Below are 24786 nucleotides of genomic sequence, written 5' to 3'. Positions count from 1 at the left end.
CGTCGCGGTCGGCTGTCCGGGGACGCGCTCAGACCAGGCGGTGCAGCCAGCCGTGGCGGTCGGTCGCCCGGCCGTACTGGATGTCGGTGAGCTCCGCGCGGATGCGGCCCGTGACCGGGCCCGTGCCGCCGTCGCCGACCGTGAGGTCGAAGTCGTCGCTCGCGAGGCGTCCGATGGGCGTCACGACTGCGGCGGTGCCGCACGCGAACACCTCGGCGACCGAGCCGTCCTCGATGCCGGCGCGGAGCTCCGCGAGCGGGATGGGGCGCTCGTTGACCTCGTGGCCCGCGTCGGACAGGAGCTGCAGGATCGAGCCGCGCGTCACACCCTCGAGGATCGAGCCCGAGACCGGCGGGGTCGACGCGCTGCCGTCGGCGCCGATCACGACGATGTTCATGCCGCCGAGCTCCTCGAGCAGCGTGTTCGTCGTCGCGTCGAGGAAGCAGACCTGCTCGCAGCCCTTGGCGTACGCGTTCTGCTGCGGCAGGAGGCTCGCGGCGTAGTTGCCGCCGCACTTGGCCGCCCCCGTGCCGCCCGCGCCCGCGCGGTGGTACTCGGTGTCGACCCAGATCGACACGGGCTTCAGGCCGCCCGAGAAGTACGGGCCGACCGGGGAGGCGATGACGAGGTACTCGGCCTCGAGCGACGGGCGCACGCCGAGGAAGCTCTCGGAGGCGTACATGAAGGGCCGCAGGTAGAGGCTCGTCTCCTCGCCCGACGGCACCCAGTCGCGGTCCGTCTGGACGAGGGCCGTGATCGAGCCGAGGAAGTCGGCCTCCGAGAGCGGCGGCAGCGCGAGACGCTGCGCGGAACGGGCGAACCGCGCGGCGTTGGCCTGCGGGCGGAACGTCCAGACGGAGCCGTCGGCGTGCTGGTACGCCTTGAGGCCCTCGAAGATCTCCTGCGCGTAGTGCAGGACCGCGGTCGCGGGGTCGAGCTGCAGCGGGCCGTACTTCTCGACGCGGCGGTCGTGCCAGCCCTCGCCGTCCCGGTAGGAGATGCGGGCCATGTGCTCGGTGAACACGGTGCCGAACTTGGGCGAGTCCAGCGCCGCGGCGCGGGTCGCGGGGTCGACCGGGGTGTCCGTCAGCCGGATCTCGAACTGGTCGGCGGACGTGGGTGCTGCGAGGGTGCTCATGTCGGGGGGCCTTTCACCAGGGTCGTTGATGACGGTACCGGTGAGGACGGCCGGGTGGACAGGTCGCGCCAGGACCACCAGCCGACGACAGGTCGACGGCGGGGCGGGGGCGCGGGGAGCGGACGGTTAGCCGGCGACGCGCGCGGCGAGGTCCTTGCCCACCTCGGCCGTCGACCGTACTCGCTCCGCCGAGCCGCGCTCGACCAGGTCGGCGGCGACGGCTGCCTCGACGCGGCGCGCGGCGTCCGTCTGGCCCAGGTGGTCGAGCAGGAGCGCGACCGACAGCACCGTGGCGGTCGGGTCGGCCTTGCCCTGGCCGGCGATGTCGGGAGCGGAGCCGTGCACGGGCTCGAACATGCTCGGCGCGGTGCGGTCCGGGTTGATGTTCGCGGACGCGGCCAGGCCGATGCCGCCCGTGATCGCCGCGGCGAGGTCCGTGAGGATGTCGCCGAAGAGGTTGTCCGTGACGATCACGTCGAACCGCGACGGGTTGGTCACGAGGAAGATCGTCGCCGCGTCGACGTGCAGGTAGTCGACGGTCACGTCGGGGAACTCGGCGTTGACGGCCTCGACCGTGCGGCGCCACAGGTGCCCCGCGTGCACGAGGACGTTGTGCTTGTGCACGAGCGTGAGCTTCTTGCGCGGGCGGGCGGCGGCCCGGGCGAACGCGTCGCGCACGACGCGCTCGACGCCGAACGCGGTGTTGACGCTCACCTCGTTGGCGACCTCGGCCGGGGTGCCGACGCGGATCGCGCCGCCGTTGCCGACGTACGGGCCCTCGGTGCCCTCGCGGACGACGACGAAGTCGACCTCGCCGGGGTTCGCGAGCGGGCTCGTCACGCCCGGGTACAGGCGGCCCGGGCGCAGGTTGACGTAGTGGTCCAGCGCGAAGCGGAGCTTGAGCAGCAGACCGCGCTCCAGGACGCCCGACGGGACGGACGGGTCGCCGATCGCGCCCAGGAGGATCGCGTCGTGGCCGCGGATCGCGTCGAGGTCGGTGTCCGTCAGCGTCTCGCCCGTCGCGTGCCAGCGGCGCGCGCCCAGGTCGAAGTCGGTGGTGGACACCGTGGTGCCCGAGCCGTGCAGCGCGGCCTCGAGGACCAGCAGGCCCTGCTCGACGACCTCGGTCCCGATGCCGTCACCGGCGACGACGGCGAGGCGGAGGTCCGGGGCAGGAGCGTTCGGTGCCATGAGAGCACCCTAACCCTCGTCCCAGTGGCCGGAACGGCCATCTCGACAAGTGGAATGTGCGCGCCCAACCTGCAAGGCGCCGGCGCGGCGCGCACGTCCTCGGTCGACGTGCGCGCCGGACCTGCAAGGCGCCAGCGCGGCGCGCACGTCCTCAGTCGACCGGCGGCGTCGGCCCGCTCGTCGGGTAGACGAGCTCGAACCGCTCGGTCACCACGGCCAGGTCCGGCGTGAACCGGTCGTCGCCCAGCACGCGCCGCCAGTACCGCTCGTGCTCGGTGCGCCACGACGCGAGCGACAGGTCGTCCTCCCCCTCGGCGCGCGCGTGCTCGTCGCCGACCTGGTCGAACGGCACGACCTCGACCTCGGTCGTGCGCAGCAGCGCGCGCGGCTCGCCCGTCCCGTCGAGGACGATCGACAGGTCGCCCACGACCGGCAGGGCGAGCCCCTCGTCCTCGAGCTCCGCGAGCGCGGTCGACGTGCCCGTCTTCCGGCCGTCGAGCACGAGGGCGAGCAGCTGGTCGGCGAGCGCGGGGCTGTCGCCGAACGACCACGACGGCGGCGGGACGACGTCCTTCGGCTGCTCCCCCATCACGGCGTCGAGCTTGCCCAGCCCGAGGTGCCCGCGGGCCGCCTGCCAGAACGCGGTGATCCGCTGGTCCTCGCCCTGCGCGCCGATCGTCGACTGGTCGGTCATCGTCGTCCCTCCGTCGGTGGTGCGCCCATCTTGGCGTGAAGCACGACGGGCGTGCGACCTGGGCGGGAACCCTGGTCGCACGCCCGTCGAGGCATGCGGTCCGTCAGCGAGCGGCCGAACCCTCGACGTAGTCGGAGTCCGACGGCTTGACCCACGCGAACAGCTTGCGGAGCTCGCGGCCCACGGGCTCGATCGGGTGGTTCTGGCCCTTCTCGCGGAGCTCCTTGAACTCCGGCGCGCCGGCGTCCTGGTCGTCGATGAAGCGCTTCGCGAAGGCACCGTTCTGGATGTCCGCGAGGACGGCCTGCATGTTCGCCTTGACGTCCGGCGTGATGACACGCGGGCCGGAGACGTAGTCGCCGTACTCGGCCGTGTCGGACACCGACCAGCGCTGCTTGGTGATGCCGCCCTCGAAGATGAGGTCGACGATGAGCTTGAGCTCGTGCAGCACCTCGAAGTACGCGACCTCGGGCTGGTAACCCGCCTCGGTCAGCGTCTCGAAGCCGTACTGGATGAGCTGCGACACGCCACCGCACAGGACGGCCTGCTCGCCGAAGAGGTCGGTCTCCGTCTCCTCGGTGAAGGTCGTCTTGATGCCCGCCGCGCGCAGGCCGCCGATGCCCTTGGCGTAGGACAGCGCGAGCTTCCACGCCTCGCCCGAGGCGTCCTGCTCGACGGCGACGATGACCGGCACGCCACGGCCGTCGGCGTACTCGCGGCGCACCAGGTGGCCCGGGCCCTTGGGGGCGACCATGAGGACGTCGTGACCCGCGGCCGGCTTGATGTAGCCGAAGCGGATGTTGAAGCCGTGGCCGAAGACGAGCGCGGCGCCGTCCTTGAGGTTCGGCTCGATCTCGTCGCGGTAGACGATCCGCTGCACCTGGTCGGGCGCGAGGATCACGACGACGTCGGCGTCGCGCACCGCGTCGGCGACGGTCGCGACCTTGAGGCCCTCGTTCTCGGCCTTGGCGCGGGACGCCGAGCCCTCACGGAGGCCGACGGTGACGTCGACGCCCGAGTCGCGCAGGTTCAGGGAGTGCGCGTGCCCCTGGCTGCCGTAGCCGATGACGGCGACCTTCTTGGACTGGATGACCGACAGGTCGGCGTCGTCGTCGTAGAACAGCTCAGCCACGGTGGATCTCCTCGTTCGTGTTCGGTGGTGCAGTCAGGAAGGGTGTCAGGCGGAGCGCGAGACGCGCTCGAGCGCCCGGTCCGTGATCGAGCGCGAGCCGCGGCCGATGGCGACCGTGCCGGACTGCACGATCTCACGGATGCCGAACGGCTCCAGGGCGGTCAGGAGGGCGTCGAGCTTGCCGGGGCTGCCCGTCGCCTCGACGACGACGGTGTCCGGGACGACGTCGACGACGTGCGCCCGGAACAGCTGGACGACCTCGAGGACCGACGTCCGCTGCGCGGTGTCGGCCTTGACCTTGACGAGCAGCAGCTCGCGCTGCACCGAGGACGCGTCCTCGAGCTCGACGATCTTGATGACGTTGATCAGCTTGTTGAGCTGCTTCGTCACCTGCTCCAGGGGCAGCTCGTCGACGTCGACGACGACGGTGATGCGCGAGATCTCCTCGTGCTCCGTCGGGCCCACGGCGAGCGAGTGGATGTTGAAGGAGCGACGGGCGAACAGGCCCGCGACGCGCGTGAGCACGCCGGGCTTGTTCTCCACGAGGACGGAGAGGGTGTGGCGGCTCATGGGTCAGTCCTCCCGGTCCCACGCCGGGGAGATGCCCCGCGCGTACTGGATGTCGTCGTTGCTCACGCCCGCGGCGACCATCGGCCACACCATGGCGTCGCGCGACACCGTGAAGTCCACGACCACGGGGCGGTCGTCGATCTCGAGCGCGCGCTTGATGGTCGCGTCGACGTCGGCCTTCGACTCGCAGCGCAGGCCCACGCAGCCGTAGGCGTCGGCGAGCTTGACGAAGTCGGGCACGCGCACGGTGCCGTGACCGGTGTGCAGGTCGGTGTTCGAGTACCGCGACTCGTAGAACAGCGTCTGCCACTGGCGGACCATCCCGAGCGACGAGTTGTTGATGACCGCGACCTTGATCGGGATGTCGTTGATCGTGCAGGTGGCGAGCTCCTGGTTGGTCATCTGGAAGCAGCCGTCGCCGTCGATCGCCCACACCGTGCGGTCCGGCTGGCCGACCTTCGCACCCATCGCCGCGGGCACCGAGTAGCCCATGGTGCCGAGGCCGCCCGAGTTCAGCCACGAGTTGGGGCGCTGGTACTTGATGAACTGCGCCGCCCACATCTGGTGCTGGCCCACGCCTGCCGCGTAGATCGCCTCGGGGCCCGAGAGCTCGCCGATGCGCTGGATGACGTGCTGCGGGGCCAGGTGGCCGTCCGACGGCTCGTCGTAGCCCAGGGGGAACGTCTCGCGCCACGCGTCGAGCTGCTTCCACCACGCCTCGAGGTCGGGCTTGCCGTGCTGACCGTGCTCGCGGGCGAGCTCGGGCAGCAGGTCGGACAGCACCTCGCGCAGGTCGCCGACGATCGGGACGTCGACGGCCTTGTTCTTGCCGATCTCCGCGGGGTCGATGTCGGCGTGCACGACCGTGGCGTTCGGCGCGAACGACGACAGCTGGCCGGTCACGCGGTCGTCGAAGCGCGCTCCGAGGGCGACCACGAGGTCGGCCTTCTGCAGCGCCGCGACGGCGGCGACCGTGCCGTGCATGCCGGGCATGCCCAGGTGCTGCGGGTGCGTGTCGGGCAGCGCACCGCGCGCCATCAGGGTCGTGACGGCGGGCGCGCCGGACGCGTCGACGAGCGCGCGCAGCTCGGCGGCCGCACCGGCGCGGATCACGCCGCCACCGACGTACAGCACGGGTCGGCGGGACGTGGCGAGCAGGCGCGCGGCCTCGCGGATCTGCTTGGCGTGCGGCTTGGTCACCGGGTGGTAGCCGGGCAGCGACACCTCCTGCGGCCACGAGAACGTCGTCTGCGCCTGCATGGCGGACTTGGAGATGTCGACGAGCACGGGGCCGGGCCGGCCGCTCGCGGCGATGTGGAACGCCTCGGCGATCACGCGCGGGATGTCGTCGGCGTCGGTCACGAGGTAGTTGTGCTTGGTCACCGGGAGGGTGATGCCGACGATGTCGGCCTCCTGGAACCCGTCGGTGCCGATGAGCGACGCGACGACCTGGCCCGTGATCGCGACGAGCGGCACCGAGTCCATGTGCGCGTCCGCGATGGGGGTCACGAGGTTCGTGGCGCCGGGGCCGGACGTCGCCATGCACACGCCGACCTTGCCGGTCGCGGCGGCGTACCCGGCGGCGGCGTGGCCCCCGCCCTGCTCGTGGCGCACGAGGATGTGGCGCACCTTCGCCGAGTCCATGAGCGGGTCGTAGAGCGGGAGGATCGCGCCGCCCGGGATGCCGAAGACGGCCTCGACACCCTGCTCCTCGAGCGAGCGGACGATCGACTGCGCGCCCGTGACCTTCTCGACCGTCGCGGGCGCGGCCGGCACGCGCTCGCGCTCGGCGCGCGTGTGCGCGACGGCGGCGGGGCTGGCCTGCGGGACGGGCGGCGCGGGCGTTCGCGGCGGTGCCGGGTGAGGACCCTGGACCATCGGTGTCTCCCTGGGTGGTGCGGGTGGGGTGTGCGTCGTGCCGGAACACAGAAAAACCCCTCGGGCCCCGACGTGAGGCGGGACGAGGGGTGCGCGCGCGGACGGGACCTGGGTGCGGTGGCCTCAGCCGGCGCGCTCAGGAAGTACTACGAGGATCGTCTGCACGCGAGCGACCCTACGCCTCCGTCGGTGCGGTGTCACGCCGTCTCACATGTTGGTTCACGTGTCCAGCAAGTGAGCCGATTCCCACCGTGCCCGGCCCGGGCGCCGACCACCCGGTCCGGTCCCACGGCGCTCAGCAGGTGGTCCCTGCAGTACACCACCTGTGCCCGACGTCGATGACGAGCCGCGAGTTGTGGTGCGGCCCGATCAGCGTGAAGACCCGGAAGGGCAGACGTGCCCGGACCCCCAGGCCGATCGTCGTGACGCTCGGCGAGCTCGCCGTGGCGGCGGTGCTCCCCGCCCACACGACGTCGCGGAACGTCGAGTAGCGCGTCACGTCGGCCAGCCGGCCCCCCACGGCGGGCGGCGTGTACACCGACGTGTCGACCGGCGTCTCGACGACGACGGCCAGCCTCGCGCCGCCGCGCACGTCCACGGGTGCGCCACCACCGGTCGTGACGACGCCGACGTACTGGACGGTCCAGACGCCCGGCCACCCGCCCATGTCGATCACGAGCCGGTCGAAGCAGGCGTGCCGACCCGTGCGGACCCCCTGCACACGGGGAGACCACGCCGCGTAGGACGCCTGGTCGGGCTGCGACCCCCAGACCTGGCCGCAGAACGCGCCGGCCGAGGCCGGCGGGGCGGTGAGCAGGCTGAGGCCCACCGCGAGGAGCAAGCAGAGGCCGCCGACGAGCGACGGGCGCGTACGCATGACCACACCTCCGGGACAGAGCTCGGACTCGAGGTGCGACACCCTGCGCCCGGCGCTGTCGCCGTCGGCAGGACGCCGCGAGGCGCCCACCCCGTGGGCGGAGGGCGGAGGGCGGACCGACGGACCTGCGTCGCCCACACCACCGCCCTACCGCACGGACCGGTGCCCTCGCCCCACCCGCCACGGGTGAGGTGAGGGCACGTCGTCCGCGGGAGCGCGGAGGGTGTCGTTGCGGAAGCCGTCGACGGACGCGTCAGCAGGTCGTGCCGGTCGCGCACCACTGGTGGCCGACGTCGACGACGAGCCGCGAGCCGCCACCCGGACCCGCCAGCGCGAACACGCGGAACGGGAGCCGGGCACGCACGCCGAGCCCGACCGTCGTGTACCCCTCGAAGCTGCCGGCCCACACGACGTCCCGGAACGTCCGGTACGACGAGGTGTTGACGAGCCGCTGACCGCTCACGAAGGGCACGTTGTCGGTGTCGACGCCCGCGTGCGCGACGACCGCGAGGCGTGCCCCGCCGTCGACGTGCACGGGGAAGCCGGAGCCGTCCTGCGTGACGACGTCGACGTACTGCACCGACCAGCCCGCCACGGGCGCGGACACGTCGAGGACGAGCCGGTCGTAGCACGTGTGCTGTCCGGCGCGGACGTTCGTGACGTAACCCGCGGAGAATCCGTCGGCGGACTTCGCGAGGGAGCCCCACACCTGGCCGCAGTAGGCGGCCGCGGACGCGGCGGGGGCGGAGAGCAGGTTCAGGCCTGCGACGAGAGCGAGAGCGAGCAGGGAGACGATCGACTTGCGCACGAGGCACCACCTCGGGACGTCGGGCAGGGTGCTTCCCCAGGGTGCGGTGGACGGTCCGGCGGCGACGGCGTCGTCGGACCGGCACCGGGACACGTCCGCCGGTGGGCGCTGTCGGGCGGGCGCGGCGCGAGGCCCACACCGGAAGGAGCCCGCCGGACCCCCGCCAGATACGCCGGGGTCAGACCGCGGGCTCCGGGTCGAAGTCGAACGCCGGCAGGCCGTCGATGCTCGTGCGGTTCTTCTGCCGCCGGTACGCCGCCTGCCCGTCGGCCCCCTTGCGCTCCATGTACGGCGGCAGCAGGTCCCGCTCGCCCACGTGGTCCATGAGCGGCACGCCGTAGCCGCACGAGTCGGAGACGCGCTCGACGTCGACGACGACGACGGCCCGCGCACCGCGGGTCTCGGGGAACAGCGCGAGGAGCTCGGCGAAGCCGTCGTCGTACAGCGTCACGAACCGGCCGCGGCCGTGCAGCCGCACGATGTTCGGCGGGCCGTCGAAGGCGCAGAACATCACCGTGATCCGGCCGTTCTCCCGCAGGTGCGCGATGGTCTCGGCGCCGCTCGCGGTGAGGTCCAGGTAGGCGACGGTGTGGTCGTCGAGGACCACGAACGAGCCGTCGACACCCTTGGGCGACACGTTGACGCGCCCGTCCGGTCCGCTCGGGGCGGTCGCGACGAAGAACACGTGCTGCGCGAGGAGGAAGCGCCGCATGCGCTCGTCGATCCGCTCGTGGACCTTGCCCATCGTGCCGCCTCCCGTCGTCGAGCCGCCGTGCCGTCGCAGCGCCACGCTAGCCGTCCGACCTGCGACGCGACGCCACCGTCCGCGTCCCGGTCCCCCGCGTCCCGGTCCCCCGCGACCGGGGCGGTCAGGCACCCGGCAGGATCCCCCGCTCGATCGCGACGGTCACCGCGCGCGTCCGGTCGTCGACGCCGAGCTTCGCGAACGCGCGCAGCAGGTGCGTCTTGACGGTCGCCTCGGTGATGAACAGCTCGCGGCCGATCGCGGCGTTGGACAGCCCGCGGGCGACGCTCGCGAGGACCTCCTGCTCGCGCGCCGTGAGCCGCTCCGCGTCGCCGCGCACCTGCTGCACGAGCCGGCGCGCGACCGACGGCGACAGCGCCGACTCGCCGCGTGCGGCCGCGCGGACGCCCGCGACGAGCTGGTCGCGGGGCGTGTCCTTGAGCAGGTACCCCGTCGCGCCGGCCTCGACGGCCCGCAGGATGTCGGTGTCGGTCTCGTACGTCGTGAGCACCAGGACGCGCACGCCCGGCAGCGTGCCCGTGATGGTCGCCGTCGCGCTCGCGCCGTCGAGCACCGGCATCCGCAGGTCCATGAGGACGATGTCGGGCCGCAGGCTCTCCGCGAGCGCCACGGCCTGCGCGCCGTCGCCCGCCTCCCCGACGACCTCGAGGTCCGGCTCGACGGCCAGCATCCCGGCCAGGCCCGAGCGGACGACGGGATGGTCGTCCGCCAGCAGCACCCGGATCGTCACGCGTCCTCCCTCGTGGTCCCCGGGCGCGGCGCGGCGGCTCCCCCGTCGCCGAGCGGCGACGTGGCGGGCACCGTGTCGCGGGGCAGCGTCACGGCCACGCGCGTGCCGCCGCCGGGACCGCTGCCCACCTCGAGCGTCCCGCCCCCCGCGTCGACGCGCTCGCGCATGCCGCGCAGGCCCACACCCTCGACCGCGCCCGCGGGCAGCCCCCGCCCGTCGTCGACGACCTCGAGCCGGACGTCGTCCCCGTCCCGGCCCACGGTGAGCCGGACGACGGTCGCGTCGGCGTGCTTGCGGACGTTGGCGAGGGCCTCCTGCGCGGCGCGCAGCAGGACCACGGCGTGCTCCGGCCCGACCGCGCCCAGCTCGCGCAGGCCGTCGACCTCGACGCGGACGTGCGTCTCCGCCTCGAACCGGGCCGCGAGCCGGTCGAGCGCGTCGCCGAGCGTGCCGCGCTCGAGCTCGGGCGGCCCGAACGCCGCCACCAGGGCCCGCGCCTGCGCGAGGTTGTCGCGCGCGACCTGCTCGATCTGGCCGACGCGCTCCGTCGCCGGACCGACGCGGTCCCGGGCGAGCTCCGCCGACGCGGCCTGCGCGAGCATCACGACGCTCGTGAACCCCTGCGCGAGGGTGTCGTGGATCTCCTGCGCCAGACGCGCCCGCTCGGCGAGGACCCCGCTCGCGTGGTGGGTCGACGCGAGCTCGGCCTGCGCGGCGCCCAGCTCCTCGACCAGCGCGGCGCGCTCCTCGCTCTGCTCCGACACCCACGTGATCCACAGGCCCAGGGCGATCGCGAAGACGAGGCCCGTGCCGACCTGGCCGACCAGCTCGGCGGCGTCGGCGACCGTCGCGACCGCACCCGGCTCGCGCACGACGATCGCGGCGGCGAACGCGACCGTCAGCAGCACGCTCCACAGCACGCCCTCGAGGCGGCGCGTCGCGAAGAACCAGATCTGCGAGTACGCGACGAACAGCAGCACCGACCCGAGCTCCGACAGCCCGACCTCCAGCACCACGACGGTGACGAGCACCGCGAGGTACGTGCGGGTCAGCAGGACGTCCCCGCGCTGCGCACCCCGGCGGCCCAGCGCGAGGTAGGCGAGGACGAGCGCGGCGAGCCCGAGGACCGCGACGGCGGCCTCGCGCAGCGACCGGACCTCGATCGCGATCGACACCCCCGCGACCGCGGTGATCGCGTAGAAGCCGACGTCCCACCCGCGCAGCGCGCGGACCCAGAACTCGTGCCGCGCGACCGGTCGGGGCGTGCGCCTGGTCATGGCGTCGAGCCTGCCACGTGCAGGTCCGTCGACGGCCCGCCCCGCGCCCGGCAGGATGCGCACATGAGCACGGACGGGCGGACGGGCCGACGGCGGCGGGGCTGGGTGCGACGGGCCGTGGACAGCGCGGTGACGACGATGGTCCGCCGCGGGAGCGGACCGCGGGGCACCGTGCTGCTGACCGTCGCGGGCCGGACCTCGGGCGAGCCGCGCACGACGCCCGTCACGCTGGTCGAGCACGACGGCTCGCGGTGGCTCGTCGCGCCGTACGGTCCCGTCGGCTGGGTGCGCAACGTGCGGGCGTCGCGCGTCGTCGAGCTGCGTCGGGGCGGGCACGTCGAGCGCCTCGCCGCCGACGAGGTCGACGCGGCGACCGGTGCGCCCGTGCTGCGGCGGTACCTCCAGCAGGTCGCGGTCGTGCGGCGCGTCTTCGACGTCTCCCCCGGCGACCCGGTCGAGGCGTTCGTGCCGCTCGTCGCGACGCACCCCGTCTTCTGCCTGCGCCCCGCCTGAGCGCTCACGTCAGCCGTCGTCACGCCGGCGCCAGCGGAACCAGCGCGCCCCGACGACGAGCCCGGCGACGAACCACACGCCCAGCACGAGCGCGGTGGTCACGAGGTCGACGTCGCCCGCGACCGCGTCCGGGAGGAACGCCGCCTGCATGCCCTCGACCAGCCAACGCAGCGGGAACACCGACGCGACCTGCTGCATCCACGTCGGCAGCGAGTCCCACTGGAAGAACACGCCCGAGACGAACTGCAGGACCAGCACGATCGGCGTCACCACCGCGCTCGCCGACCGCCCCGAGCGCGGGACCGACGAGAAAGCCACGCCGCACACCGAGCCCGCGGCCGTCCCGAGCAGGTACACCCACGCGAACGTCGCCCAGTCCCCCACGGTCGACGGCAGCGTCACGTCGAACAGCGTCGCGGCGACGGTCAGCAGGATCGCGGTCTGCACGAGCCCGCTGCCGAGGACCTGGCCGATCTTGCCGAGGAAGTACGCCGACGCCGGCATCGGCGTGCCGCGCAGCCGCTTGAGGCCGCCCTCGTCACGCTCGACCGAGATCGAGATCGCGAGCGACTGGAAGCTCGACAGCATGACGCCCGTCGCGAGCATGCCCGGCAGGAAGTACTGCGCGAACGGGATCTCGACGTCGCCCGCCTGGACGGTCGCGCCGTCCTGCCCGAAGACCGTCGCGAAGATCGCCATCATGATGACGGGGTAGGCGAAGATGAACACGACCGCGTCGCGCTCGCGGAAGAAGACGCGCAGCTCGTAGGCGGCGCGGACAAGCCCGAGGCGCAGGACGCCGGGGACGGCGGTGCGGCGCGCGGCCGGCAGGGCGACGGTGCTCATCGCAGGACCTCCACAGGGGTGTCGGCGGGCGCGCCGGCGCCCTGGAGCAGGCCGAGGTAGACGTCCTCGAGCGTCGGCCGCAGCACCTCGAGACCCGGCACGTCGCCGAGGCGCGCGAGCAGGTCGGCGACCGTGCGGGACGCGTCGTCGGTCCTGAGCTCGTGCCGTCGCCCGTCCTCGACCCACCTCACGAGCGCCCGGCGCGCGTCGCGACCGCCCAGGTCGGCGGGGGTGCCCTCCGCGACGACGTGACCCGACGCGACGACCACGACCCGGTCGGCCAGCCGCTCCGCCTCCTCGAGGTAGTGCGTCGTCAGCAGGATCGTCGTGCCGTCGGCGCGCAGGCCCTCGACGAGGTCCCAGAACGCGCGGCGCGCCTGCGGGTCGAAGCCGGTCGTCGGCTCGTCGAGGAACACGAGCTCGGGCCGTCCCACGATGCCGAGCGCCACGTCGAGCCGGCGTCGCTGGCCGCCCGACAGCTGACGGGCGCGCGTGCGGGCCTTCTCGCGCAGACCGACGGCGTCGATCACCTCGTCGGGGTCGCGCGGGTCCGGGTAGAAGCGGGAGAAGTGCCGGACGAGCTCCCCGACGGTCGCCTCCGCGAGGTCGTTCGTGCCCTGCAGGACGATGCCGAGGCGCGAGCGCCACACGCGTCCGGCCGTCTGCGGGTCCTCGCCGAGGACGCGGACGTGGCCCTCGTCGCGGTGCCGGTAGCCCTCGAGGATCTCGACGGTCGTCGTCTTGCCCGCGCCGTTCGGCCCGAGGATCGCGACGATCTCCCCGCGGTCCACGCGCAGGTCCAGGCCGTCGACTGCCTGCTTGGGCCCGTATCGCTTGCGCAGGCCCGCAACCTCGATCGCGGGGGCGCCTGCCGGTGTCGTCATGCCCTCAGCGTGGCCCCGGACGCGGGTGCGCCGCGACGACCGAGGCGTTGTCCCGGCCGTCCACCGATCGGTTGACCTCGCGACGTGCCGACGGTCCCGGGGGTCGGCGCCCGCGGCCGCCCGGACCGCCTGGCGGGCCTCCCCGCGCGATCCGCGGCGCTGACGCACGGCCCACCAGGCGTCGCGGTCCCCCGACCGACCGGCCCGTCCCGGGGCCAGCAGGACGCTGAGTCAGGCGACGTCGCGCAGCCGGAACGACAGCCAGCCGCCGACGAGCGCGAGCGCGACCACGACCAGCACGACGAGCGCCCCCTGCCCCGCCGCGACCGTGTGCAGCACGGGCTCGCAGAGCTCCTCGCCCGCGCGCGCCGGGTCGGGCACGCACGACGGGACCACGTAGTGCGCGCTGCCCGTGGTCCACGCCGTGACGTTGGTCGACAGGGGCAGCCACCGCGACTCCGGCAGGACGAGCGGCAGGGCGCTCTCCGTCGCCGCGACCCACCAGACCGCGACGCCCGTCACGGCCGCGGCGTGCCGCAGGGCGAACGCGAGGCCGACGCCGACGGCCGCGAACGCGGGACCGACCGCGAGCCAGCGTCCGGTCACGCCCAGCAGGTCGCCCCACCCGCCCGCGGGCTCACCCACGGGGAGCCCGTTGACCACCCCGACGGCGAGCAGCGCGACCACGAGCGTCACGAGCGGCGCCGCGACGCACGGGACCGCGGCCACGACGGCGGACGCGAGCCTGCTCACGAAGACCCGGCCGCGCCGTGGGGCGAACGTTAGCCACGTGCCCATGGCTCCCGACGCGAACTCCGAGGTCACGAGCCCGACGCCGAGCATGAGGCACCCCAGCGTGATCATGACCCCGACGGACGGCAGCCGCTCGGTCACGAGCGACGAGACGTCGGGCCGCACGGCGACGTACTGCTCGGGCGTGGGCGGCCGGGACGTGCACGCGGCCACGGCCTCGGCCGGCGGCAGGTCGGGGTGGACGGACGGGTCGTCCTCGTCGCACGGCGCGACCAGGGCCTGCCACGCGGCGAGGTCCGCGCGGTACGCCTCGCCCGCCGCGGCGACCTGGGCGGGGCTCGGCGGTCGCGACTCCCACCACCCGCTCAGCACGAGCCCGAGCACGCCCAGCACGACGCCGGCGGACACCAGCCACACGAGCGGGCGGGCACGGACGCGCGCGAGCTCGGCGCGCAGCAGGTGGGTCACGACGCGCGCCCCGGCGCGGCACCCGTGAGCTCGAGGAACGCCGACTCCAGGTCGCGGCGCAGGACGACGACCTCGTCCGCGAACACGTCGCCGCGAGCGAGGGCCTCGTTGACCTGCGCCGGGCCGGGCGCGCCGGCGACCTCGACGGTCCGACCGTCGACGCGGACGTCCCAGCCCCGCGCGGCGAGCAGCCCCTGCGCACGCACCGGGTCGGCGACCGTGACGCGCACGCGCGCGGTGCCGTCGGCCGCGAGCAGCGACGCGACGGTCCCCTCGGCCACGAGCCGCCCGCGCGCCACCACCGAGACCGTGTCGGCCACCTGCTCGACCTCGGCGAGGATGTGGCTCGACACGAGGACCGTGCGGCCCTCGTCGGCGAGGCCGCGCATGGTCGCGCGGATGTCGCGGATCCCCGCGGGGTCGAGGCCGTTCGTCGGCTCGTCGAAGACCAGCAGGTCGGGGTCCTTGAGGAGCGTCGCGGCGATCGCGAGCCGCTGCTTCATGCCGAGCGAGTAGCGGCGGAACTGGTCGACGCCGCGGTCGCGCAGCCCGACCCGCTCGAGCACCTCCTCGACGCGCGTGTGCGGGACGCCGACCGCGGTCGCGAGCAGACGCAGGTTCCGGCGTCCCGAGAAGCCGGGCACGAACTTGGGGTTCTCGACGATCGCGCCGACGCGGCCGATCACGTCCGGGAGCCGCTCCGGCACGGGCGTGCCGAAGAGGTGCACCGACCCGGCGTCGGGCCGCGCGAGCCCGAGCAGCATGCGGATCGTCGTCGTCTTCCCGGAGCCGTTGGGACCGAGGAACGCGTGCACACCGCCCGCGGGCACGGTGAGGTCGAGGTGGTCGACCGCGACCACCTCACGGAGCGTGAACGTCCGGTACGTCTTGCGCAGCCCGCGCACGCGCACCGCGGGCTCGCTGCCTGCGTCGATGTCGGACCTCCCCTCCCCGGTCCCATCGGCACCGCCGGCTCCGCGCGACCCCGCGTGCGGCGGTCTTCACCCGCCCGGCCCAACCTCCGGCGCGGCCGGGGCCGCGGAGCCTAGCCTCGGAGGACGCGGACGAGGAGGGACCGATGACGAGGATCCGGAGGGCGTCCGCCGGCGCGCTCGCAGCGCTGGTGCTGGGCGCGACGGCGGCGTGCGGCGCGGGCGGGTCGGGCGGTCCCGACCCGGGGGACCCCACGCCCACGACGGCCGGGAGCGCGACCGCGACCGCCTCGGCGACGCCCAGCGCCTCCCCGACGCCGCCGGGGTCGGCAGCGCCCGAGGGCGAGCCTGCCGAGGGCTTCGCGCCCGCGACCGCGACCGCGGAGGCCGAGCCGTCCGGCGCGCGCGTCACGGTGGTCGACGTCCGCGTCGGCTCGCACGACGGCTACGACCGGGTCGTCTACGAGGTCGCGGGCGGCGGCGTCCCCGGCTACCGCGTCGGGTACGTCGACCAGGCCGTGCAGGACGGCAGCGGCGAGGCGGTCGACGTCGCGGGCGAGGCGGTGCTCGACGTCTGGCTGACGGGCACGGGCTACCCGCACGACACGGGTCACGACGAGTTCGCGCAGGACGTCGGCCCGCGCGAGGGCACGGTCGTCCAGGTCACGCGCCCGCTGACGTTCGAGGGCATGACGCAGTCCGTCGTGGGCGTCGCCGGCGAGCGGCGGCCGTTCCGCGTGTTCGTGCTGCAGGACCCCGTGCGCGTCGTGGTGGACGTGCAGTCGTCCTGACGCCGTCAGCGCCGGGGCCGTGGGCGCCCGGTGCGCCGGTGTGCGTCGCGGCACCCCGGCTCAGCGCGCGACGCGGCGGACCTGCGCCTCCCACGGCCGCAGCCGGACCCGCCCGTCGGCGTCCGGCGCGGCGTCGGTGTCGTAGTTCCCGAGGACGAGCGTCGAGGCCGCGGCGACGTCGACCGCGACGTCCTGCTCGTCGCCCGAGAAGTTCCCGAGGACGAGCAGGGTGTCGCCGTCGAGGGACCGCGTGAACGCGTAGACGTGCTCGTGGTCGGGCAGCAGCATCGTGAAGTCGCCGAGCGCGACCACCGGGTCGGTGTGCCGCAGCTCGATCAGCCGGCGGTAGTGGTGGAACACCGAGCGGTCGTCGCCGCGCGCCGCGGCCGCGTTGACCTCGACGTGGTTCGGGTTCACCGGGAGCCACGGGGTGCCGGTCGTGAAGCCGGCGTGCTCGGTCGCGTCCCACTGCATGGGTGTGCGCGCGTTGTCGCGGCTCATCGCGGCGAGCCCGTCGAGCAGCTCGTCGTCGGTCGCGTACCCGTGCTCGCGGGCCTCGGCGACGTGCCGCAGCGACTCGATGTCGCGGTAGTCGTCGAACGAGTCGAACCGTGCGTTCGTCATCCCGAGCTCCTCGCCCTGGTAGACGTACGGCGTCCCGCGGTGCAGGTGCAGCACCGTCCCGAGCATCGTCGCGGACTCGCGCCGGTAGGCGCCGTCGTCGCCGAACCGGGACACGATGCGGGGCTGGTCGTGGTTGTTCCAGTAGAGGCTGTTCCACCCGACGTCGGCGAGCTCGGCCTGCCACCGCCCGAAGGACGCCTTGAGGTCGCGCAGCCGCAGCGGCCGCACGTCGAACTTGCCGCCGGGCCCGTGGTCGAGGCCGACGTGCTCGAACTGGAACACCATGTCGACCTCGGCGCGTGCCGGGTCGGTGAACTGCCGCGCGTGCTCGACCGTGACGCCGGGCATCTCCCCCACCGTCAGCAGCCGGTCGGGACGGCCGGCGAACACCTCGCGGTGCATCTCGGCGAGGAACTCGTGGATGCGCGGGCCGTTCGTGTACGCCGCGCTGCCGTCGCCGAGCACGCCGTCGCGCACGGGCCCGTCGGGCAGCGCGGGGTCCTTCGAGACGAGGTTGATGACGTCCATCCGGAAGCCGTCGACCCCACGGTCGAGCCACCAGCGCATCATCGCGTAGACGGCGTGCCGGACCTCCGGGTTCTCCCAGTTGAGGTCGGGCTGCTTGCGGCTGAACAGGTGCAGGTAGTACTCGCCGGTGGCCTCGTCGAGCTCCCACGCGGGTCCCGAGAAGAACGAGCGCCAGTTGGTCGGCTCGGCGCCGGGGTGGCCCGGTGCCATGCCGTGCCGCGGCGGGCGCCACCAGTACCAGTCGCGCTTCGGGCTGTCCGCGGACGACCGCGACTCGACGAACCACGGGTGCTCGTCGGACGTGTGGTTGACGACGAGGTCCATGACGAGGCGCATGCCGCGCTCGTGCAGCGCCGCGAGCAGCGCGTCGAGGTCGGCGAGCGTCCCGAACGACGGGTCGACGTCCTGGTAGTCGCTGATGTCGTACCCGTTGTCGTCCTGCGGCGACGGGTAGATCGGCGACAGCCACACGACGTCGACGCCGAGTGCGGCGAGGTGGTCGACGTGGTCGAGGACGCCCCGCAGGTCCCCCACGCCGTCGCCGTCGGAGTCGGCGAACGAGCGCGGGTACACCTGGTAGACGACGGCGCGGGTCCACCACGGGGCGTCCTCGACGGTCCACGTCATGCGATCGGGGTCCCTTCCGGAGCGGTCGGTCGGTGCGGAGTACGGCGGTGCGGCGACCGCCGGGTCACTTGATCGCGCCGCGCGTCACGCCGGAGATCACCCAGCGCTGCGCGAGCACGTAGACGACGAGCAGCGGGACCATCGCCAGCAGGTAGGAGGCGAAGGCGACCGTGTAGTTCGTCGAGAACTGCGCCTGGAAGACGTACTGCTGCAGGGGCAGCGTCGCGGCCTCCGGGTCGGACAGGATGACGAGCGGCAGCATGAAGTCGTTCCAGGCCCACACGCACGTGATGATGCCGACCGTCGCGTTCATCGGCCTCAGCAGCGGGAAGATCACCTTCCAGAAGACCGTCCACGCGTTCGCGCCGTCGACGATCGCCGCCTCCTCCAGCTCCTTCGGGATGGAGTGGATGTAGGCGACGTAGACGAACACGTTGAACGACAGGCCGAACACCGTGTACAGCAGGATCAGACCCGCCTGGTTGTCGAGGTGCAGCTGGGCGGTGAGCTTCGCGACCGTCAGCATGAGGATCGGGAACGGCACGAACAGCGCCGCGATGAAGTAGAAGAACAGCCCCTTGAACAGCCTGCGGTGCATGTTCCGGGCGATCGCGTACGCGACCATCGAGTTCGTCAGCAGCGTGAGGGTGACCGCGCCGACCGTGATGATCGCGCTGTTGAGCGCCGAGCGCGGGAAGTCCGTGAGCCGCCAGGCCTCGCCGAAGTTCCCGAACGTCGCCGGGCTCGGCAGGTCGAACCCGGCCCCCGAGAGCTGGTCGGGCGTCTTCAGCGCCGTGACGACCACGAGGTACATGGGCACGAGGATGCTCAGCGACAGGAAGATCATCAGGCCCGTGAGCCACCAGTTGGTGCGACCGCCCGGCTCCCCCGGCTCGGCCGCGCGGCGACGGTTGCGCCACGACGGGCGGCGCGGTCCGGTGGTGTCGACGGCGTCGGCGTCGTCGCCGACGAGGCCCCCGACGGGTGGTGCTGCGGTGGCGGTCATGCGACGTTCCCCTCTCCACGCTGCAGGACACGGAACTGGACGAGGGCGAACACGATGATGACGACCATGAAGACCACGGCGTTCGCGAGCTGGTAGCCGAACTCGCCGCCCTGGAAGCCGCCCTTGTAGATGAGCACGCCGACCGACTCGGTCGCCGTGCCGGGACCACCGCCGGTCATGGCGATGACGTGGTCGAACACCTGCAGGAAGCCCTTGAGCGCCAGGACCATGTTGATGATGAAGAAGCTCCAGATCATCGGGAACGTGATGCTGGTGAACTTGCGCCACGACCCGGCGCCGTCGAGCGACGCGGCCTCGTAGAGCTCGTGCGGGACGGTCTGGAGGCCGGCCAGGTAGAGCACGATGTTGAACGCGGCCGCCTGCCAGACGGCCAGGACGACGATCGCGATCCAGGCGAGGTTCTCGTCGCCGAGGATCGACGTCGAGAACCGCTCGTTGCCGAGGGACTGGGCGATCGCAGGGATCGAGATCGCGAACAGGTACTGGAACACGTACCCGACGACGAGGATCGCCAGCACGTACGGCACGAAGTACACGGCCCGCAGCGTCGTGCGGAACTTGATGCGGCTGTTCAGCGCCATCGCCACGGCCAGCGCGATGACGTTGACGAGGATCGTCGAGACGATCGCGAACTGGAACGTGAACAGGTACGCGTGCAGGACGCGGTCGTCCGAGAACAGCGCGACGTAGTTCGCGAGCCCGACGAACTCGTACGGGCCGTACCCGGGCGAGTCCGTGAAGCTGTAGTACACGCCCTGCAGGACCGGCAGCGTGTGCAGCAGGAAGAACAGCGCGAACGCGGGCAGCACCATCCAGTAGAAGGCGCGCGCGGTCCGCGAGGCGATGCCGCCGCGGCGCACGCGCTGCGGACGGTCCGCCCCCGTCCGTGCGGGGGCCGTCGTGGCGGTCATCCTTCCTCCACCTTCCCCAGGCCCCAGGTGCGGCGGGCCGCGACCTTGTCCCAGGACTCGTCGAGCTGCGTGAGCATGGTCTGGGCGTCGCCCCCGAGCAGGTACTCCTGGAGCAGCGGCGCCAGCGGGATCGCGGGGATGAACTGGTGGTCGGTGAAGCCGACCAGCCGCTGGTCGTCGATGTACGGCTGGACGCCCGCGAGCGCGGGGTCCGTGTTGGCGGCGCCCTCGATCGCGGGAATCGCGACCTGCGCCTCGGCGTACTCCTGCACGACCTCCGGCTGCATGAGGAACTCGACGAAGCGCTGCGCCTCCTCCGGGTGGGCACTGTCCGCGCCCGTCGTGACCAGCACGTCGACGCCCGAGACGAGCGTCGTGCGCTCGGGGTCGTCGGTGGCCGGCAGCGCGAACGAGCCGACGGTGAACTGCGGCTCGAACGTGCGGATCTGCGGCACCGCGTACGAGCCGAGCAGCAGCATCGCCGACTCCCCCGCCGCGAACGCGCGCGTGCCCTCCTGGTAGCCGACGGCCGCCGGGTCGGGCTGGGTGTACTCGTAGAGCTCGCCCTCCTTCTCGAGGGCCTCGCGCCACCCCTCCGCGAACGTCGTCTCGCCCGCGAACCGCTCCTCGAAGAAGTCGTCCGGGGCGGTCTGCGCGGTGAGCGGCGCGAGCGGCGACTGCGCCGTCCACGCATCCGCGAGCATGCCGTAGAACGGCGTGACGCCCGCGTCCTGGAAGGTCTGGGCGGCCGCGATGAGCTCGTCCCAGGTCGTCGGGACCTCGACGCCGTGCTGCGCGAACAGCTCCTCGTTGTAGAGGACACCGCTCGCGTTCGCGGCGAACGGGATGCCGTTGACCGCGCCGGGCTCGCTCTGCCCGAGCGCCTGCACGACCTCGACGAACCCGGGGTTGATGTCGTCGAGGACCGGGTCGTCCGCGAAGTCCGTGAAGATACCCGCCGACGCGAACTCCCCGAACGTGCCGTTGCCGTTGAGCGTGAGCACGTCGGGCACGTCGTCCTTGACGAGGCGCGTGCGCAGCGCCGTCTCCGGGTCGGGCACGTTCTGCACGACGACGCGGACGTCGGGGTTCTGCTCCTCGAACTGCGCCGCGAGGTCCTCGAAGTACTGCACGGCCTCGGGCTTGAACTGGAAGAACGTGATCTCGGTGCGGTCGTCGCCGCGCGCGCACGCGGCGAGCGGCAGCAGGAGGGCCGCGGCCGCGAGCGTCGCGGTCGTGCGCCTCCTCGCGCGTCTCCTGGTCATGCGCTGTCTCCTGACGTCGGCCGGGCGGCGTCGGCGCCCCCGGTGCCGGGTGCGGTCGGCGCGTCGGTGCGCCGGACCTGCACGAGGACGGTCCGCTCGGGGAAGAGGGTGGGGGCGCGGAGCCCGACCTGCTGCAGGACGCGTCCGGTGGTCCGGACCCCCTCGTCCCACCAGGCCAGGGGACCGCGACCGTGTCCCTCGATGGTCTTCCCGGGCGGGAGCGGGCGCACGTCGTAGCGCGCGTCCGGGTCGAGCCCGGGGAGCCGGACGGCTCCGGGCGGGCTCGTCACGCTCGTCGTCAGCTGGGTGACGGCGAAGATCGCGGCGGACCGGTCGGGCGCGACGACGCCGTCGACGCGCAGCGCGCGGTCGGCGGGCTCGTCGTGCACGCGGGTGCCGGTGTGGAGCAGGTCACGCTGCGCCTTGTGCGCCGTGATCCAGGTGGCGAGCTCGGCGCGCTCGTCGTCCGTGGCCTGCGTGACGTCCCACTCGACGCCGAAGTGGCCGAAGAACGCGGTCGCGGCACGGAACGAGAGCGCGTGCCGGCGGCCCGTGGTGTGCGACTCGGGGCCGCCGACGTGCTGGCCCATGAGCTCCGGGGGCAGCAGAAGGCCGGTCCACCGCTGGATCTGCTCGCGCTCGACGGGGTCGATGGTGTCGGACACCCACACGCGGTCGGTGCGCTCGAGGATGCCGAGGTCGACGCGCGCTCCGCCGGACGCGCACGACTCGATCTCGACCCCGGGGTGGCGGGCGCGGAGCTCGTCGAGCAGGCGGTACACGGCGTGCGTCTGCCGGTGCACACCCGGGACACCGAGGTGCCCGTGGCCGGCGTCGACGAGGTCGCGGTTGTGGTCCCACTTGAGGTACGCGATCTCGTGCTCGGTGAGGATCGCGTCGAGGCGCTCGAGGATGTGCGCGAACGCCTCCGGGCGCCCGAGGTCGAGCACCTGCTGCGTGCGCGCGGGCACGGGGAGACGACCGGGGACGGCGAGCAGCCAGTCGGGGTGCGCGCGCGCGAGGTCGGAGTCGGGGTTGACCATCTCGGGCTCGACCCAGAGGCCGAACTGCATGCCCAGCCCGGTGACGGTCTCGATCAGCGGGTGCAGCCCGTCGGGCCACGCCTCGTCGGAGACCACCCAGTCGCCGAGCCCGCGGGTGTCGTCGCGGCGCGAGCCGAACCAGCCGTCGTCGAGCACGAACCGCTCGATGCCGAGCTCCGCGGCGGTGTGCGCGAGGGCGCGGAGCCGGTCGAGGTCGTGGTCGAAGTACACGGCCTCCCAGGTGTTGAGCGTGACGGGCCGCGGCGTGCGCGGGTGCTGGGGGCGCGACCGCACGTACGTGTGGAAGCGGCCGGCGAGCTCGTCGAGGCCCGTGCCGTGGCTGCCGTAGAGCCAGGGCGAGACGTACTCCTCGCCGGGCTCGAGGACGACCTCGCCGGGCAGCAGCAGCTCGCCGCCGCTGAGCACCGCGTCACCCCGCGGCGTGCGCTCGGCGGCGAACCGGTGGTTGCCGCTCCAGCCGACGTGCACGCCCCACACGGCGCCGCGGCGCGCGTCGAAGCCCTGCTCGCCCGCGACGAGGACCAGCGTGGAGTCGGCGCCCGGACGACCGCCGCGAGCCTCGCGGACGTGGCTGCCCGTGACGAACGGGAGGCGCTGCGGGCTGCGTTCGCGCAGGTGCCGGCCGGTCGTGCCGAGCAGCTCGGTCGCGACGTCGGGGACGGGCAGGGCGGGCAGGACGCCGTGCAGGTCGAACGGGGTGTCCGCGGCGTTGCGGACCGCGGCCCGCAGACGGACGACGCCGCTCGGGTGCAGCTCGAGGTCGACGCGGACCGCGAGCCCGGCCTGCGCGTCGGCGGCGTGGACGGTGAGGCGCAGGACGCCGTCGTCGCCCTGCCTGGGCCCGTCGACCGCGGTGGTCCGCAGGCGCGGGCTGAACCCGGTGCCGGCGCGGTGGCCGGTGAGCCCCGGGGTGCCGGCCCAGCCGGTCGACGCCTCGGGCAGCGGGGTGACGGGCACGGCCACGTCGAGACCGCCCGAGACGGGGGTCGCGCACGCGGCGGCCAGCACGCCGCGCAGCGCGTCGTCGTCGAGCGCGCCGAGGTCCGGCCCCCAGTGGACGAGGCGCGGCAGGCCGCTGTCGGTGGTGTCGAGGACGACGCTCGTGCCTCCGGCGCGGAGGTGGAGCGGTGCGGTGGGTCGGGTGGGCGTGAGCACAGATTCATTTCATGGCGGAACTAACTTGTCTGTCAACTGTGGTCGCGATCCCATTTTTCCGGATCCGTTGACGCCTCTTGCTTCCGTGGCGGAAGGTAAGGTCGGCGGCAGGACGCGTCGTGCCACGATCGCCACGACCGCCATGCCAGGGAGCGGAGGAGCGGTGGTCGCAGACGGACCGGAGTGGGCCGAGGGCGGCAGCGAGCTCCAGGTCGCCCTCGAGGTGCTGCTGCGCGGACCCCTGTCCCGTGCCGAGCTCGCGCGCCGGCTCGACCTGTCGCAGCCGACCCTGACGCGGCTCACCAAGGACCTCGTCCGGCGCGGCCTGCTCGTCGAGTCCGACGCGCGCCCCGGGCCGGCCGTCGGCCGCCCCAGCCAGCCGCTCGACGTCGACGTGACGTCGCACCACTTCGTCGGCGTCAACCTCGCGGTCGGCACGGCGCACGCCGTGCTGGTCGACCTGCGCGGCACCGTCGTCGCGACGCGCTCCGCGGACCTGCCGGAGGACGACCCGGACGCAGTCGTCGCGGTGGTCGGGTCGCTGGTCGACGCGGTCGTCGCCGCGGCGCCGTCGGGCGCGGTCCCGAGCGGCCCCACGGGCATCGGCGTCAGCCTCGGCGGCCACTCCCCTGACGGCACGACCGTCCACCTGGCCCCCTTCCTCGGCTGGCACGACGTGCCGCTCGGCACCCTCGTGCGCGCGCGAACGAGGGTGCCGACGGTCGTCGAGAACGACGTCGCGGCGCTCACGTCCGCGGAGCACTGGTTCGGCGCCGGGCGCGACGTGCGGACGTTCGCGGTCGTGACGGTCGGTGCGGGCGTCGGCTACGGGCTCGTCGTGCACGACCGCCTCGTGCGGCACGCCGACATGGGGCTCGGCCTCGTCGGCCACTTCCCGCTCGACCCGAACGGACCGCTCTGCCCCGAGGGCCACCGCGGGTGCGCCGGCGCGATGCTCACCACCGAGGCCCTCGAGGCCGAGGCCGCCGTCGCGCTGCGGCGTCCGGTCGCCGTGGCCGAGCTGCTCGACCTCGCGCACGACCGCGACCCCGCCGCGCGGCGGATCGTCGACGACGCGGGCCGCGCGCTCGGCCGGCTGGTGGCCGCGGTCGCGAACCTCACGATGCCCGAGCTCGTCGTCCTCACCGGCGAGGGCGTGGGGCTGGCCGTGGTCGCCGACGACGCGGTGCGCGCGGCGGTCGCCGCCGACCGGCACCCCCAGGCCGCACCGGTCGACCTGGTCGTCGAGCCCGGCGACTTCTCGCAGTGGGCGCGCGGGGCCGCCGTCGTGGCGATCCAGGACTTCGTGCTGCGCAGCCGCTGACCCGCGCACGGGC

General features: G+C 73.6%; 23 protein-coding genes. 3 read left to right on the top strand and 20 right to left on the bottom strand.

The window, feature by feature from the left end:
• Positions 1-28: 28 nt before the first annotated feature.
• The 11 genes from GXP71_RS02440 to GXP71_RS02390 all read right to left on the bottom strand — a co-directional run bounded on the left by GXP71_RS02440 (position 29) and on the right by GXP71_RS02390 (position 11061).
• Positions 29-1138, bottom strand: a complete 1110-nt coding sequence (locus tag GXP71_RS02440; protein WP_162351349.1) for a branched-chain amino acid aminotransferase — start codon at positions 1136-1138, stop codon at positions 29-31.
• 126 nt (positions 1139-1264) lie between these two features.
• Positions 1265-2329, bottom strand: a complete 1065-nt coding sequence (locus GXP71_RS02435) for a 3-isopropylmalate dehydrogenase (RefSeq protein ID WP_162351348.1) — start codon at positions 2327-2329, stop codon at positions 1265-1267.
• 151 nt (positions 2330-2480) lie between these two features.
• On the bottom strand, positions 2481-3023 hold the full coding sequence (locus GXP71_RS02430) for an ASCH domain-containing protein (protein WP_162351347.1): 543 nt from the start codon (positions 3021-3023) through the stop codon (positions 2481-2483).
• Between the two features lie 103 nt (positions 3024-3126).
• On the bottom strand, positions 3127-4155 hold the full coding sequence (ilvC, locus tag GXP71_RS02425; RefSeq protein WP_162351346.1) for a ketol-acid reductoisomerase: 1029 nt from the start codon (positions 4153-4155) through the stop codon (positions 3127-3129).
• Positions 4156-4200: 45 nt separating this feature from the next.
• A complete protein-coding gene (gene ilvN, locus GXP71_RS02420) occupies positions 4201-4725 on the bottom strand; it encodes an acetolactate synthase small subunit (RefSeq protein WP_124342018.1) in 525 nt (174 codons plus the stop codon).
• A gap of 3 nt (positions 4726-4728) precedes the next feature.
• On the bottom strand, positions 4729-6603 hold the full coding sequence (locus tag GXP71_RS02415; protein ID WP_162351345.1) for an acetolactate synthase large subunit: 1875 nt from the start codon (positions 6601-6603) through the stop codon (positions 4729-4731).
• A gap of 295 nt (positions 6604-6898) precedes the next feature.
• Entirely contained in the window at positions 6899-7480 is a 582-nt protein-coding gene (locus GXP71_RS02410; RefSeq protein WP_162351344.1) for a hypothetical protein, read from the bottom strand.
• A 253-nt stretch (positions 7481-7733) separates the two neighbouring features.
• The gene (locus tag GXP71_RS02405; RefSeq protein WP_162351343.1) at positions 7734-8288 is read right to left on the bottom strand and encodes a hypothetical protein; all 555 of its coding nucleotides are present in this window, start codon (positions 8286-8288) and stop codon (positions 7734-7736) included.
• A 178-nt stretch (positions 8289-8466) separates the two neighbouring features.
• A complete protein-coding gene (locus GXP71_RS02400) occupies positions 8467-9033 on the bottom strand; it encodes a pyridoxamine 5'-phosphate oxidase family protein (protein WP_162351342.1) in 567 nt (188 codons plus the stop codon).
• Between the two features lie 124 nt (positions 9034-9157).
• Positions 9158-9724, bottom strand: a complete 567-nt coding sequence (locus GXP71_RS02395; protein ID WP_238402710.1) for a response regulator transcription factor — start codon at positions 9722-9724, stop codon at positions 9158-9160.
• 56 nt (positions 9725-9780) lie between these two features.
• Complete coding sequence (locus GXP71_RS02390; protein ID WP_162351340.1) at positions 9781-11061, bottom strand: sensor histidine kinase; 1281 nt, start codon at positions 11059-11061, stop codon at positions 9781-9783.
• Positions 11062-11124: 63 nt separating this feature from the next.
• On the opposite strand from GXP71_RS02390, the gene GXP71_RS02385 reads away from it, so the two are divergent.
• A complete protein-coding gene (locus GXP71_RS02385) occupies positions 11125-11574 on the top strand; it encodes a nitroreductase family deazaflavin-dependent oxidoreductase (RefSeq protein ID WP_162351339.1) in 450 nt (149 codons plus the stop codon).
• A 9-nt stretch (positions 11575-11583) separates the two neighbouring features.
• Here the strand turns inward: GXP71_RS02385 and GXP71_RS02380 are convergent, their stop codons facing one another.
• The 4 genes from GXP71_RS02380 to GXP71_RS02365 all read right to left on the bottom strand — a co-directional run bounded on the left by GXP71_RS02380 (position 11584) and on the right by GXP71_RS02365 (position 15436).
• The gene (locus tag GXP71_RS02380) at positions 11584-12420 is read right to left on the bottom strand and encodes an ABC transporter permease (RefSeq protein ID WP_162351338.1); all 837 of its coding nucleotides are present in this window, start codon (positions 12418-12420) and stop codon (positions 11584-11586) included.
• Complete coding sequence (locus tag GXP71_RS02375; protein WP_162351337.1) at positions 12417-13304, bottom strand: ABC transporter ATP-binding protein; 888 nt, start codon at positions 13302-13304, stop codon at positions 12417-12419. The genes GXP71_RS02380 and GXP71_RS02375 overlap by 4 nt, the downstream gene beginning before the upstream one ends.
• 231 nt (positions 13305-13535) lie before the next feature.
• Positions 13536-14525, bottom strand: a complete 990-nt coding sequence (locus GXP71_RS02370) for a hypothetical protein (protein ID WP_162351336.1) — start codon at positions 14523-14525, stop codon at positions 13536-13538.
• Positions 14522-15436 (bottom strand): ABC transporter ATP-binding protein, encoded by a 915-nt coding sequence (locus GXP71_RS02365; RefSeq protein ID WP_162351335.1) that lies wholly within the window; start codon positions 15434-15436, stop codon positions 14522-14524. The genes GXP71_RS02370 and GXP71_RS02365 overlap by 4 nt, the downstream gene beginning before the upstream one ends.
• Positions 15437-15603: 167 nt before the next feature.
• Between GXP71_RS02365 and GXP71_RS02360 the strand changes: the two genes are divergently transcribed.
• Complete coding sequence (locus GXP71_RS02360; RefSeq protein ID WP_162351334.1) at positions 15604-16248, top strand: hypothetical protein; 645 nt, start codon at positions 15604-15606, stop codon at positions 16246-16248.
• 60 nt (positions 16249-16308) lie between these two features.
• Here the strand turns inward: GXP71_RS02360 and GXP71_RS02355 are convergent, their stop codons facing one another.
• From GXP71_RS02355 to GXP71_RS02335, 5 genes are all read right to left on the bottom strand, one after another.
• The gene (locus GXP71_RS02355) at positions 16309-18027 is read right to left on the bottom strand and encodes an alpha-glucosidase (protein ID WP_162351333.1); all 1719 of its coding nucleotides are present in this window, start codon (positions 18025-18027) and stop codon (positions 16309-16311) included.
• Between the two features lie 64 nt (positions 18028-18091).
• Entirely contained in the window at positions 18092-19033 is a 942-nt protein-coding gene (locus GXP71_RS02350) for a carbohydrate ABC transporter permease (protein ID WP_124342005.1), read from the bottom strand.
• Positions 19030-19965, bottom strand: coding sequence for a carbohydrate ABC transporter permease (locus GXP71_RS02345; RefSeq protein ID WP_124342004.1), 936 nt, complete (start codon positions 19963-19965; stop codon positions 19030-19032). The genes GXP71_RS02350 and GXP71_RS02345 overlap by 4 nt, the downstream gene beginning before the upstream one ends.
• The gene (locus tag GXP71_RS02340; RefSeq protein ID WP_162351332.1) at positions 19962-21230 is read right to left on the bottom strand and encodes an ABC transporter substrate-binding protein; all 1269 of its coding nucleotides are present in this window, start codon (positions 21228-21230) and stop codon (positions 19962-19964) included. The genes GXP71_RS02345 and GXP71_RS02340 overlap by 4 nt, the downstream gene beginning before the upstream one ends.
• Positions 21227-23449 (bottom strand): alpha-galactosidase, encoded by a 2223-nt coding sequence (locus tag GXP71_RS02335; RefSeq protein ID WP_162351331.1) that lies wholly within the window; start codon positions 23447-23449, stop codon positions 21227-21229. Before GXP71_RS02335 ends, GXP71_RS02340 begins: the two co-directional genes overlap by 4 nt.
• A 163-nt stretch (positions 23450-23612) precedes the next feature.
• On the opposite strand from GXP71_RS02335, the gene GXP71_RS02330 reads away from it, so the two are divergent.
• The gene (locus tag GXP71_RS02330) at positions 23613-24773 is read left to right on the top strand and encodes an ROK family transcriptional regulator (RefSeq protein WP_162351330.1); all 1161 of its coding nucleotides are present in this window, start codon (positions 23613-23615) and stop codon (positions 24771-24773) included.
• Positions 24774-24786: the final 13 nt, after the last annotated feature.

Origin of the sequence: Cellulomonas sp. H30R-01 (genome assembly GCF_010119915.1) — a bacterium.
Lineage (GTDB): Bacteria > Actinomycetota > Actinomycetes > Actinomycetales > Cellulomonadaceae > Cellulomonas > Cellulomonas algicola.
Note: the sequence above shows the minus strand (reverse complement) of the source record. Positions and strands in the feature narration are given on the sequence as shown.